The organism is Arenibacter algicola (assembly GCF_018860365.1).
In the GTDB taxonomy this organism is placed as follows: domain Bacteria; phylum Bacteroidota; class Bacteroidia; order Flavobacteriales; family Flavobacteriaceae; genus Arenibacter; species Arenibacter algicola_B.
On sequence record NZ_JAHKPO010000014.1, the window covers coordinates 327,489 to 339,793 of the forward strand.

The 12,305-nt window shown below is 39.2% G+C and carries 13 protein-coding genes; 5 read left to right on the forward strand and 8 right to left on the reverse strand.

Going from position 1 to position 12,305, the window contains the following annotated elements; all coding sequences use genetic code 11:
• Positions 1–19: 19 nt before the first annotated feature.
• The 8 genes from fabG to KO529_RS12725 form a co-directional block, all read right to left on the reverse strand.
• Positions 20–769: a 3-oxoacyl-[acyl-carrier-protein] reductase gene (gene fabG, locus KO529_RS12690; RefSeq protein ID WP_215948248.1), complete on the reverse strand. Its 750-nt coding sequence runs from the start codon at positions 767–769 to the stop codon at positions 20–22.
• A 187-nt stretch (positions 770–956) separates the two neighbouring features.
• The gene (sucD, locus tag KO529_RS12695; protein ID WP_031444162.1) at positions 957–1,829 is read right to left on the reverse strand and encodes a succinate--CoA ligase subunit alpha; all 873 of its coding nucleotides are present in this window, start codon (positions 1,827–1,829) and stop codon (positions 957–959) included.
• Between the two features lie 73 nt (positions 1,830–1,902).
• Complete coding sequence (locus KO529_RS12700; protein ID WP_215948249.1) at positions 1,903–2,835, reverse strand: UDP-3-O-(3-hydroxymyristoyl)glucosamine N-acyltransferase; 933 nt, start codon at positions 2,833–2,835, stop codon at positions 1,903–1,905.
• Positions 2,836–2,884: 49 nt separating this feature from the next.
• A complete protein-coding gene (gene efp, locus KO529_RS12705) occupies positions 2,885–3,451 on the reverse strand; it encodes an elongation factor P (protein ID WP_215948250.1) in 567 nt (188 codons plus the stop codon).
• Between the two features lie 6 nt (positions 3,452–3,457).
• Positions 3,458–4,243, reverse strand: coding sequence for an acyl-ACP--UDP-N-acetylglucosamine O-acyltransferase (gene lpxA, locus KO529_RS12710; RefSeq protein ID WP_093979885.1), 786 nt, complete (start codon positions 4,241–4,243; stop codon positions 3,458–3,460).
• A 5-nt stretch (positions 4,244–4,248) separates the two neighbouring features.
• Positions 4,249–5,649: a bifunctional UDP-3-O-[3-hydroxymyristoyl] N-acetylglucosamine deacetylase/3-hydroxyacyl-ACP dehydratase gene (locus KO529_RS12715; protein ID WP_215948251.1), complete on the reverse strand. Its 1,401-nt coding sequence runs from the start codon at positions 5,647–5,649 to the stop codon at positions 4,249–4,251.
• 2 nt (positions 5,650–5,651) lie between these two features.
• Positions 5,652–6,668 carry a UDP-3-O-(3-hydroxymyristoyl)glucosamine N-acyltransferase gene (gene lpxD, locus KO529_RS12720; RefSeq protein WP_215948252.1) on the reverse strand — a complete coding sequence of 339 codons (1,017 nt, stop codon included), beginning with the start codon at positions 6,666–6,668 and terminating at the stop codon, positions 5,652–5,654.
• A 23-nt stretch (positions 6,669–6,691) separates the two neighbouring features.
• Complete coding sequence (locus tag KO529_RS12725) at positions 6,692–7,921, reverse strand: HD domain-containing protein (RefSeq protein ID WP_215948253.1); 1,230 nt, start codon at positions 7,919–7,921, stop codon at positions 6,692–6,694.
• Between the two features lie 37 nt (positions 7,922–7,958).
• On the opposite strand from KO529_RS12725, the gene KO529_RS12730 reads away from it, so the two are divergent.
• The 5 genes from KO529_RS12730 (at position 7,959) to KO529_RS12750 (ending at position 12,304) form a co-directional block, all read left to right on the forward strand.
• Entirely contained in the window at positions 7,959–9,503 is a 1,545-nt protein-coding gene (locus KO529_RS12730) for a PglZ domain-containing protein (protein WP_215948254.1), read from the forward strand.
• An 84-nt stretch (positions 9,504–9,587) separates the two neighbouring features.
• The gene (gene tsaE / locus KO529_RS12735; protein WP_215948255.1) at positions 9,588–9,998 is read left to right on the forward strand and encodes a tRNA (adenosine(37)-N6)-threonylcarbamoyltransferase complex ATPase subunit type 1 TsaE; all 411 of its coding nucleotides are present in this window, start codon (positions 9,588–9,590) and stop codon (positions 9,996–9,998) included.
• Positions 9,999–10,208: 210 nt separating this feature from the next.
• Positions 10,209–10,397, forward strand: coding sequence for a hypothetical protein (locus KO529_RS12740; RefSeq protein ID WP_215948256.1), 189 nt, complete (start codon positions 10,209–10,211; stop codon positions 10,395–10,397).
• Between the two features lie 92 nt (positions 10,398–10,489).
• On the forward strand, positions 10,490–11,047 hold the full coding sequence (locus KO529_RS12745; protein WP_215948257.1) for a hypothetical protein: 558 nt from the start codon (positions 10,490–10,492) through the stop codon (positions 11,045–11,047).
• A gap of 57 nt (positions 11,048–11,104) precedes the next feature.
• The gene (locus KO529_RS12750; protein WP_215948258.1) at positions 11,105–12,304 is read left to right on the forward strand and encodes an alanine dehydrogenase; all 1,200 of its coding nucleotides are present in this window, start codon (positions 11,105–11,107) and stop codon (positions 12,302–12,304) included.
• Position 12,305: the final 1 nt, after the last annotated feature.

Sequence of the window (12,305 nt, forward strand, 5' to 3'; positions counted from 1 at the left end):
GTCAGGTTGAAAATTAAACCTAGGTGAGCATTCCTCCATCCACATTTATAACTTGTCCTGTAATATAAGCCGAGAGGTCCGAAGCTAAAAACAGACAGGCATTGGCAACATCTTCTGGTTGGCCTCCTCTTTTTAACGGAATACCATCGCGCCATCCCTGCACAACCTTGGCATCCAACTTATCTGTCATTTCTGTTTCAATGAAGCCTGGTGCAATAGCGTTACATCTTATGTTCCTGGAACCAAGTTCCAGGGCAATGGATTTGGTAAATCCGATCATTCCGGCTTTGGAAGCCGCATAATTTGCCTGGCCCGCGTTACCCTTCACCCCTACTACACTACTCATATTTATTATTGAGCCTTTTCTTTGTTTTAGCATGGTTCGCTGTACGGCCTTTGTCATATTAAAAACCGATTTTAAATTTATTTCTATAACAGAATCGAAATCATCTTCACCCATCCTCATCAATAGATTGTCCTTAGTAATACCGGCATTGTTGATCAGAATATCGATTACACCCCCAAAATCTTCCAATACTTGTGATACCAATTTTTCTGAATCCGCAAAACTGGCGGCATTGCTCTTATATGCCTTGGCTTTTACACCATAGGCACTCAACTCTTTTTCCAAGGCCAAAGCCGGGGCTTCACTGGAACTATATGTAAAGGCAACATTGGCACCGTGCTTAGCAAAAACTTGCGCTATTCCAGTTCCAATTCCCCTGCTTGCTCCGGTGATTATTGCATTTTTTCCTTCTAGTAACTTCATCTGTCTTTAGTTTCTTAGTTGATAATCAAATATAAGTTATGTTTTAGCTGTTTTAAAATTTTTACCCTAAATGCTGATATAAAATTTTTACGCCCTGGTAATTCCAGACAAAAAAAATCCCGCTTATCCTGAAAAATTCCGAGCTAATCGGCACAGTATAAACGGAATTAAATTTATTGAATGGGGGTTATCCCAATACTTGTTTTACTTTTAAACCAATTTCGGCAGGGGAATCAACAACATGGATTCCACATTCCCTCATAATTCTTTTTTTGGCCTGGGCCGTATCATCACTACCTCCAACTATTGCACCTGCGTGTCCCATAGTTCTTCCTGCAGGAGCTGTTTCACCAGCTATAAATCCAACGATTGGTTTCTTGCTTCCGCTAGCCTTGTACCATTGAGCTGCATCAGCTTCCAGTTGTCCGCCTATTTCACCGATCATAACCACACAGGTGGTTTCTGGATCATTGATCAATAACTCTACCGCTTCCTTTGTAGTAGTGCCAATTATTGGATCCCCGCCAATTCCTATGGCAGTTGTAATTCCTAGACCCTGGCGTACTACTTGATCGGCGGCTTCATAGGTTAAAGTTCCTGATTTGGAAACAATTCCTACAGTTCCCTTTTTAAAGACGAAGCCTGGCATAATACCCACTTTGGCTTCCCCTGGGGTAATTACTCCAGGACAGTTTGGACCTACCAATCTGCAGTCCATATGTTTAATATAGTCATATACCTTCACCATATCGGCAACGGGAATTCCTTCTGTAATTGTAATTATAACTTTAATTCCAGCGCTAGCAGCTTCCATGATTGCATCTGCAGCAAAAGCTGGTGGCACAAAAATGATGGTGGTATCGGCCCCAACTTTTTGAACGGCTTCTTCAACTGTATTGAACACAGGTTTTCCCAAATGCTCTTGTCCACCTTTGCCTGGTGTTACCCCACCAACCACATTGGTGCCGTATTCGATCATCTGTTCGGCATGAAAAGTACCTTCGCTACCTGTAAAACCTTGAACAATAATTTTGGAATCTTTATTTACTAAAACGCTCATTATATATTTGGTTTAATTGATTCTTGCAAAAATAAAGTTTTGAAAAGGAATTCTAAACTATTCTCCTGCATATTTATTTTTCTAATTTTTTTAATATAAAAGGGATTTGTTTTACAAAGGCCAGCTGCTTTAATTTTTCCCTCATTTCTTCCGCCGGGCTACCAAAATAATTTTTCCCCCCTTCCAGAGATTTTGAAACTCCCGATTGTGCACTAACTATTGCTTTTTTTCCAATGGTAGCGGCACTTGTTACGCCAACCTGCCCCCATAAGGTAACTTCATCTTCGATGATTACGCATCCAGCAATACCGGTTTGGGATGCTATAAGGCATTTCTCCCCAATTACCGTATCATGACCTACATGTACTTGGTTGTCCAACTTTGTTCCTTTTTTTATAGTTGTGTCGCCTGTAACACCCTTGTCTATAGTACAAAGTGCACCTATGTCCACCTTGTCCTCTATAACGACCCTTCCGCCCGAGATCAATTTATCATATCCTTCCGGCCTTTTTTTGTAATAAAAGGCGTCCGAGCCCAATACCGATCCTGAATGAATAGTAACATTGCTTCCTATTACACAATTGTCGTAAATGGATACGTTGGAATGGATAAGGCAGTTATCCCCTATTACTACATTGTTCCCAATAAAGCAATTGGGTTGTATAATAGTATCCTTACCTATCTTGGCAGTGCTCGAAATGTTGTTTTGGGCCTTAATAAAAGGCTTAAAGAAAAGGGTGAGGATATTAAAATCCCTAAATGGGTCGTCTGAGATCAATAATGCCTTCCCTTCAGGGCAGTCCACTTTTTTATTGATTAAAACAATGGAAGCTGCACAGTTTAGGGCCTTGTCGTAGTATTTAGGATGATCCACAAAAACGATATCACCTTTCTCCACGACATGGATTTCGTTCATGCCCAAAACAGGAAAATCGTCATGGCCCACATAGTCAGCATTGATTATGGTCGCAATCTGGTTAAGCGTATAAGGAGATGGAAATTTCATAAAAAGGTTCTTATGCCATTAAGCAGCAAAAAGTTTGGTGTAAACTGTATTATTCCTTAACACGCTCCATATAAGCGCCTTTTTCCGTATCAATTTTTATTTTATCGCCTTCATTTATAAACAAAGGAACATTTACAGTAGCTCCTGTTTCAACCTTGGCAGGTTTGGTTGCATTGGTAGCCGTATTGCCTTTAACTCCAGGTTCGGCATATGTAACTTCCAAAATAACGCTGGCAGGCATGTCTACTGATAATGGCATACTGTCCTCTGTGTTGAAAAGAATGGTTACTACTTCGCCTTCCTTCAATAAATTAGGCGCATCCAAAGAGCTTTCTTGAAGCGTAATTTGGTTATAGTCGTCCGTATTCATAAAGTGGTAGTTTTCCCCTTCTGCATATAAAAACTGATAGGAGCGGGTTTCCACTCGCACATCTTCAATTTTTGCACCTCCGGAAAATGTGTTGTCCAACACTTTTCCAGTACTTACACTTTTAAGTTTGGTCCGTACAAAAGCAGGACCCTTCCCCGGTTTTACATGAAGAAATTCAATTATTTTGTAAATGTCGTTGTTGTACCTAATGCACAATCCTTTTCTAATATCTGATGTTGATGCCATAAAATTCTAATTAGTACTGAAATAACCTTTCATGATTCCTCTTTGGGAATCCCTTATAAATTGTAAAATTTCATCCCTTTCCGGAGTAGCCTCCATTTCTGCTTCAATAATTTGAACAGCCTGGGTATTATTATAATTCTTTTGATATAGTATTCGATAAATGTTCTGTATCTCCCGGATTTTATCGGAATCAAAGTTTCTTCTTCTCAATCCTACGGAATTAATACCTACGTATGATAAGGGCTCCCGCGCCGCTTTTACAAATGGAGGTACATCTTTCCTTACCAGGGAACCGCCCGTTACAAAGGCGTGGCGACCAATGGATACAAATTGATGTACGGCTACCAATCCGGCCAATATTACATTGTCACCAATGGTAACATGTCCGGCCAAGGTGGAATTGTTGGAGAAAATACAATTATTGCCAACCAGACAATCGTGCGCAACATGGCAATAAGCCATAATTAGACAATTGTCCCCAATAACCGTTTTCATCCTATCCGATGTGCCTTTGTGTATGGTGGCACATTCCCTTATAGTGGTGTTGTTGCCTATTATGACGGTGGTGTCTTCCCCTTCATATTTTAGATCCTGCGGTGGTGCAGATATGACGGCACCAGGAAAAATATTGCAGTTTTTCCCAATACGTGCCCCTTCCATTATGGTAACATTGGAACCTATCCAGGTACCATCCCCAATTACTACATTATTGTGAATAGTTGTAAACGGTTCTACTACAACATTTTTGGAAATTTTAGCTCCAGGGTGAATGTAAGCCAGTGGTTGATTCATCCTTCTTATTTCTTTTTAACTATTTGAGCCATCATTTCAGCTTCGCAAACCAATTTACTATTGGCATAGGCATAGGCCTGCATGTGACATATACCTCTTCTAATAGGTGTAATTAAACTACAGTGGAAAATTAGTGTATCTCCCGGAAGTACCTTTTGCTTAAACTTCACATTATCAATTTTCATGAAAAGTGTAAGATAATTTTCGGGATCCGGAACGGTACTCAGAACCAATATACCCCCAGTTTGCGCCATCGCTTCAACCTGAAGTACCCCTGGCATTACAGGAGCGCCGGGGAAGTGCCCCACAAAAAATGGTTCGTTCATGGTCACATTCTTCATTCCTACCACATGTTGGTCCGAAAGTTCCAATATTCTGTCTATAAGCAGAAAAGGAGGTCTGTGCGGCAACATGTCCATAATTTGATGGATATCCATCAAAGGTGGTTTGTTTAAATCATATTGCGGCACATGGTTTCTCTTTTCCATTTTAATGATTTTGGACAATTTTTTGGCGAACTGTGTATTCACAAAATGTCCAGGCTTATTGGCAATTACTTTCCCTCTGATCCTTGTTCCAGTCAAGGCAAGATCACCAATAACATCAAGTAACTTATGTCTGGCAGCTTCATTGGGTTGGTGCAGCGTTAAGTTGTCCAATATCCCGTTGGGCTTTACCGATAATTTTTTCTTGTTAAAAGCCTTTTCCAGCTTTTTCATAGTGGAATCGGAAATCTCTTTATCCACATAAACAATGGCGTTATTTAAATCGCCACCTTTTATAAGGCCGTTTTCCAACAACATTTCAAGTTCGTGTAAAAAACTAAAAGTTCTGGCGTCCGCTATTTCCGATTTAAAATCGCTTAAATTCTCTAAAGTGGCATTTTGGGTGCCAAGTACTTTTGTGCCAAAATCTACCATGGTAGTTATCTGGTAGTTATCCGATGGGATAATAGTGATTTCACTACCGGTTTCCTCGTCTTTGTAAGATATAACGTCCTTAACTATAAACTCATCCCGCAAGGCATTCTGCTCAACGATTCCTGCCTCTTCAAGTGCTTCTACAAAAAACTTGGAAGACCCATCCATTATTGGAGGTTCAGGGGCATTCAACTCTATTAGGACATTGTCTATTTCCAAGCCTACCAGGGCGGCCAAAACATGTTCCGAAGTTTGAATCTTTACCCCACGTTTCTCCAGATTGGTACCACGTTGGGTATTTACTACATAATTGGCGTCAGCTTCTATGATGGGTTCACCTTCCAGATCCACACGCTTAAAAGCATAACCAAAATTTTCAGGGGCAGGAACAAACTTCAATGTTACATTTTCCCCTGTGTGCAATCCTACACCCTTGAGTGTAATTTCCTTTGCAATTGTCCGTTGTTTTGTAGTTGTATTACTCACCGTCAATCCTTTTTTTCAATGTGTTCTAATCTATTTACTATTTTGGGCAGATTTTTAAAATGTACATACGACTTATTATAGTCCCCATAATTTAATGCCGGGGAGCCCTGCAATATTTCATCATCCTTAACATTTCTTCCAATACCGGACTGTGCCTGTATTTTTACCCTATCGCCTATTATAATATGACCAACAATACCTACTTGCCCCCCTATTTTGCAGTATTTTCCAATTTTAGTGGATCCGGCTATCCCGGTCTGTGCGGCGATTACGGTATGTTCCCCAATTTCTACATTGTGGGCTATCTGAATTTGATTGTCCAATTTTACACCTTTTCTCAGAATGGTAGAGCCCAAGGTGGCACGATCAATGGTAGTACCCGCCCCTATATCTACATTGTCCTCCAGAATAACGTTGCCTGTCTGGGGAACAGTTATATATTCACCATTTTCGGTGGGTGCAAATCCAAAGCCATCGGCTCCCAAAACAACTCCGCTATGGACTACACAATTGTTACCGATCAGGGTTTCGGAATATATTTTGGCCCCTGCAAAAATGACCACATTATTGCCTATGGAAACATTGTCGCCTATATATACATTGGGATATATTTTTACATTGTCCCCTATCTTCACGTTATTTCCCAAATAGGAAAAAGCCCCTAAATAAAAATCCTTGCCGTGGGTAGCGGTATCCGCTCTAAAAACAGGTTCCTCAATGCCTATTTTGTTATTTTTAACCTGATTGTAATATTCCAAAAGTTTGGAAAAAGACTTGTAGGCATCATCCACTTTTATCAAGGTGGTTTCTAAATGATGATCCGGAACAAAGTCCCTGTTTACAATGGTTACAGACGCTTTTGTAGTATAAATGAACGAAGTGTATTTTGGGTTGGCCAGAAACGTAAGTGCTCCTTTTTCACCTTCTTCTATTTTCGCTAATTTATGTACAGCTATCTCTGGATTGCCCTCTACATCCCCTTCCAATATACCCGCGATTTGGCTTGCTGTAAATATCATGTGGACAAAAGTAAGAAAAATAGTTAAACGGAAACTTTAGGATAGCACATATAATATTTGGTAACGGTCTTGGACAGTGTTTTTAAATATTGTTGATCGGAGGCCTTGGCTACATCCGTAATCCTACCATTACTGCGCAGAATGTTTATATTCTGACTTTTGGAGTTATAGGCCTGGTTTTTTATTTCACCGGAAAATACAAAATATGCCGTTTCTTCATCCGTTAATTGATGTTCGTTTTTGAAGCTTAAAAAGTATTTGTTCAGTTTAGCTTCATTAATAGGCTTGTTTTTCAGTTTTACGTGTAATAACTTACGATTAATGATCATCTTACATAGTTTTGATAATACAAAATCGTCATGATCTTGCCAGCCTTTAATGGCCCACAAAATATCTACATCATCCAATTGGGCAAACAAATCCAATTTATCCTGTGAAAATTCTTCTTTTGGAATTTTGTTTTCCATGAAAAACTTTAGGGCACCGTTAAATTGAACATTTTTGCCCTGGGCCAACAATTCCTTTGCCCTTTGTAATATTTTTATTAAAAGCTGTTCTGCTACCAATCCGGTTTTGTGCAAATAAACCTGCCAATACATAAAGCGTCTTGCCATTAGGAACTTTTCAACCGAATATATCCCCTTCTCCTCTATCACCAATTCGCCATGTACAACATTCAACATGGTAAGGAGCCTTTCGGAATTTATATTTCCTTCCGCCACGCCAGTGTAGAAACTATCCCTTTTTAAATAATCCATCCTGTCCATATCCAGCTGACTGGAGACCAACTGGTTTAAAAATTTCTTGGGATATTGTCCTTTAAAAATGTCAATGGCCGTGCGTAATTTTCCTTTGTATTTTTCATTGAGGGCCTCCATGAACAATAAGGATATGTGTTCATGATTAACCCCGTCCACAATACTGTGCTCCATGGCATGCGAAAAAGGTCCGTGTCCAATATCATGCAATAATATGGCGCACAAAAGTCCGTCCTCTTCTTCTTTTGAAATTTCGATGGACTTAAAGCGCAGAACCTGAATGGCCTGCTGCATTAAGTGCATACTTCCTAAAGCATGGTGGAAACGGGTATGGTGGGCACCTGGATAAACTAGATAGGATAACCCCATTTGGGAGATTCTCCTTAACCGCTGAAAATAGGGTTCAGCAATTAGATTAAAGATTAGTGCATTGGGTATTCCGATAAATCCGTAAATTGGATCATTGAAAATTTTGAGCTTATTTGATTTTATCAAAACAAGAATTCTTTACGCAGGCAAATATAAGGACTAAATGAACAAGATAACAATACTTTGGGTAGATGATGAAATAGATTTATTAAAACCGCACATCTTATTTTTAGAGGGCAAGAATTATAAAGTAATTACATGTCTAAGCGGTCGCGAGGCGTTGGATGAATTGAAGGAAACACATGTAGATATTGTTTTTTTGGATGAAAACATGCCCGGCATTTCCGGCTTGGAAACTTTGAACGAAATAAAGGTGATAAATAATTCGCTTCCGGTGGTTATGATTACCAAAAGTGAGGAGGAATTGATTATGGAAGAGGCAATTGGTTCCAAAATAGCGGATTATTTGATTAAGCCGGTAAATCCTAATCAAATTCTATTGTCCCTAAAAAAGAATCTGGACCATTCGCGCCTGGTCTCGGAAAAGACCACTGCCAACTATCAGCAGGAATTCCGGAAAATTGCTATGGAACTGGCTATGGTAAATAGCTATGAGGAGTGGGCGGAACTATATAAAAAACTTATTTCCTGGGAATTACGATTGGAGGAAATAGAGGACTCCGGAATGTTCCAAATATTGGAGTCCCAAAAAACGGAGGCAAACCAACAGTTTGGAAAATTTGTGGAAAAAAATTATCCCAGTTGGTTTACTGATAAGGACGGTCCCATTATGTCCCATACCCTCTTTGGACAATTGGTTAAACCAGAATTGAAGGATAATAAAACATTATTGGTGGTTATAGACAATTTGCGATATGATCAGTGGTTGGCTTTTGAAGACACCTTAAATTCTTTCTATAGGAAACGCAAGGAAGTACCCTATTTCAGTATTTTGCCTACGGCCACCCAATATGCAAGGAATGCAATTTTTTCAGGGCTTACGCCATTGGATATGGAGAAAAAATATCCGCAATGGTGGAGAAATGATACAGAGGAAGGGGGCAAGAATCTTTTTGAAGCGGAGTTCCTAGAAGCACAGTTAAAGCGGTTGGGGCTGGAATTGAAGTGGGATTACCATAAAATAAGCAGCTTGAAACAAGGGAAACACCTATCCCAAAATTTTAGGTCCCAGAAGGACAACGACCTTACGGTTATAGTTTACAACTTTGTGGATATGCTCTCGCATTCCAAAACGGAAATGGATGTTGTTAAGGAATTGGCCGCCAATGATAAAGCTTACCGTTCCCTAACACAGAGTTGGTTTAAAAACTCTCCCTTACTGGAAATTATACAGCAAGCACAAGGGTTGGGATTAAAATTGATCATTACTACGGACCACGGCACCATAAATGTTAAACAGCCATCCAAGGTAATCGGTGATAAGGAAACGAGTCTTAACCTGCGCTACAAAACAGGACGGAGCCTAACCTATGAAGAAAAGGATGTATTGGAAGCAAAAGATCCAAAAAAAATATTTTTGCCCAATATAAATGTTAGTAGTTCGTACATATTTGCCAAAAACGATCTGTTCTTTGCTTATCCCAATAACTATAACCATTATGTTAGTTATTACCGCAATACCTATCAGCATGGAGGGGTGTCAATGGAGGAAATGATAATTCCCTTTGTAGTTTTGGAACCCAGGTGATCACAGTTTCTGTGGCTCAAATAGAACTTCTATTTTAATAAATGGGGAATAGGATTTAACTTGCGCATATTTTAATATTTTAAAATGACTATTTCCTATAACATTTCCCAAATATCCGATGTGGCCCAACAGTTGATTGCCAAAGTTCCTTCAAAAACGCTCTGCTTTTATGGGGAGATGGGGGCCGGAAAGACTACCCTAATAAAAGCCTTGGTGAAAGAGTTGGAAGGTAGTGGCTCTACAAGCAGTCCAACTTTTGGTATTGTAAACGAATATCACAGGGAAAATGGGGAGCTGTTGGGGTATCATTTTGATTTTTACCGTTTGAACGATGAATCGGAAGCTTGGGATCTTGGTCTAGAAGAATACCTTAGCAGCGATACATGGATTTTTATGGAATGGCCAGAAAAAATAGAAGGATTACTTCCACCTACTAGAACCGAAATTAGAATTGAAATTCTGGATGAAAAAACCCGGCAACTTTCAATTATATAGTTGCTATTTGGTTTAATTTTTAAAATTCAAGAAATTTAGCCAGGGCAAATTCCATAATTCCGTTGGCCCTCCTGAAAATTAGGACGAAGGGGCAAGTTTCTGTGTCTCGACAAAATGCATGATTTCACCGATGTAATGCATGCTATGTGGTTTTTTTTTATATTTTTGTTTTTACTTTAAACCCTTTATCGAACTTAAAAATTAAAAACCATGAACATTAAAAAAGTTACCCTAGGCTTTGCTCTTGCGGCATTTATTTCATTAATGAGTTTCTCCTGTACCCCTAACAGTACTGCTGAAGACGATTCATTATATGAGCAAAATATCGACATTTTAAAAATTAAGGTACCGGCAAATGGCATAGACATTTTAAAGGTAAAAGTGCCTAAAAACGGTTAACACAAACTTTTCATATTTAGATGGGCTTTTATATACTAGAAGCCCATTTTTTTTGTTATAATAGGAGTAAAACAATTTCCCACTTGACCAATATGTTCAAACCATTCCGCAAACTCGACCAAAGCAACAAAACAAAGAAGTCGAGAAGTCTTCTAATTGGCAGTATTGTAGCGGTTATTATTGCCTTGACCCCCTTAATATTTTATTCTTATAAATTCTTCCCTTCCGGTAGTACATTGAACCTTTATTTTTATACTTATGAAAGTAAATATCAGCTAAGTATTATTACCGTGATGTGGCTGTTTATGGCCAAATTTGTACCCCTATTGCTCCTGGTCTTATGGTTTTTTACCTGTAAACATTGGTGGTATCACGTGTTGTTAATTCCAATTGCCATGTACATCTTTCAAGCTGTTTCCTTAATTTATGAGGATCGGTTTATAGATGAAGTCGAGATATTTTGGTTGTTGCCCATAATGATAGTGATAATACCCTTTGTTTATTTTATTCGCTTAAAATTGTTTGACAAGCATGTTCTTGGCATTGATTTGGAGGCAATGGACCGGGAATTAAAGGCATATAAGGAAAAAGAGCTTAAAGAAAAGGAGCGTCTTCAAAAAGACGAAATGGCAAAAGAAAAATTATTGTAATTTTGATTTTAGATAGCTTCGATACATATCGGTATATATCTGACAGATTTACATTATATGAGCCAACATTCCTCACCGTTTAGCAAGCAGCAATTACTGCCCCAAGAAGAAACTTTGGAAATCCTAAGACAAAAAGGAGAGCTTTTTATTGGGATTCCAAAGGAAAATCAATATCAGGAAAAGAGAATTTGTCTAACACCTGACGCCGTAAATGCAATTACGGCCAATGGACACAGGATTTTAATTGAATCCGGAGCTGGTGATGGTGCCAATTATTCCGATGTGGATTACACCAATGCCGGGGGCGAAATAACCAGGGATAACAAGAAAGTTTTTGCCTGTCCCATAATTTTGAAGGTAGAGCCTGCTACCTTGCAGGAGATCCAGTTTATCAATCCACAATCTACCATCATTTCGGCTCTTCAGATCAAGACCCAAAGTAAGAAGTATTTTGAGGAACTGGCCAAAAAGAGGATAACTGCTATTGCCTTCGAATATATTAGGGACGACGATGGTAAATATCCAGCGGTTCGCTCCCTGAGTGAAATAGCGGGGATATCTTCGGTATTGATAGCCTCTGAAATTATGGCGGCCACCAACAAAGGCAATGGCCTTATGTTTGGAAATATAAGTGGTGTTCCCCCAGTGGAGGTTGTGATCATAGGGGCGGGCACTGTGGGAGAATTTGCTGCAAGATCGGCTATAGGACTAGGGGCCAATGTAAAGGTTTTTGATAATTCCATTACAAAATTGCGGAGTATTCAGACCAATTTAAGGCAGACCGTTTACACCTCTACCATTCAGCCTAAAAATTTATTGAAGGCATTAAAGCGTTGCGATGTGGCTATTGGTGCAACCCGGGGAAAAGACAGATCGCCCGTTGTAGTAAGTACTACCATGATGGAGCAAATGAAGAAAGGGGCGGTAATTATCGACGTGAGTATTGATATGGGCGGATGTTTTGAATCTAGTGAGGTTACCACCCATGACAAACCTATAAAGGTTAAAAATGGGGTATTGCATTATGGAGTGCCCAATATTCCTTCAAGATATCCAAAAACAGCTTCCATTTCCATTAGTAATATTTTTACTCCTTATTTACTAAAGATTGGGGAAGATGGCGGTTTTGAAAATGCCTTGCGATTTGATAAGGGGCTGCGCAACGGTCTATATCTGTATCATGGTATACTGACCAATAAATCTGTTGGCGAGTGGTTCGACCTCTCATACAGCGATATTAATTTTCTTATTTTTTAAT

Coding starts and splice junctions, on each gene's coding strand:
- KO529_RS12750 (WP_215948258.1), top strand. CDS start 11,105: ATGAGCCAACATTCCTCACCGTTTAGCAAGCAGCAATTACTGCCCCAA.
- lpxA (WP_093979885.1), bottom strand. CDS start 4,243: ATGAATCAACCACTGGCTTACATTCACCCTGGAGCTAAAATTTCCAAA.
- KO529_RS12740 (WP_215948256.1), top strand. CDS start 10,209: ATGAACATTAAAAAAGTTACCCTAGGCTTTGCTCTTGCGGCATTTATT.
- KO529_RS12700 (WP_215948249.1), bottom strand. CDS start 2,835: ATGAAATTTCCATCTCCTTATACGCTTAACCAGATTGCGACCATAATC.
- tsaE (WP_215948255.1), top strand. CDS start 9,588: ATGACTATTTCCTATAACATTTCCCAAATATCCGATGTGGCCCAACAG.
- sucD (WP_031444162.1), bottom strand. CDS start 1,829: ATGAGCGTTTTAGTAAATAAAGATTCCAAAATTATTGTTCAAGGTTTT.
- lpxD (WP_215948252.1), bottom strand. CDS start 6,668: ATGATATTTACAGCAAGCCAAATCGCGGGTATATTGGAAGGGGATGTA.
- efp (WP_215948250.1), bottom strand. CDS start 3,451: ATGGCATCAACATCAGATATTAGAAAAGGATTGTGCATTAGGTACAAC.
- fabG (WP_215948248.1), bottom strand. CDS start 769: ATGAAGTTACTAGAAGGAAAAAATGCAATAATCACCGGAGCAAGCAGG.
- KO529_RS12745 (WP_215948257.1), top strand. CDS start 10,490: ATGTTCAAACCATTCCGCAAACTCGACCAAAGCAACAAAACAAAGAAG.
- KO529_RS12730 (WP_215948254.1), top strand. CDS start 7,959: ATGAACAAGATAACAATACTTTGGGTAGATGATGAAATAGATTTATTA.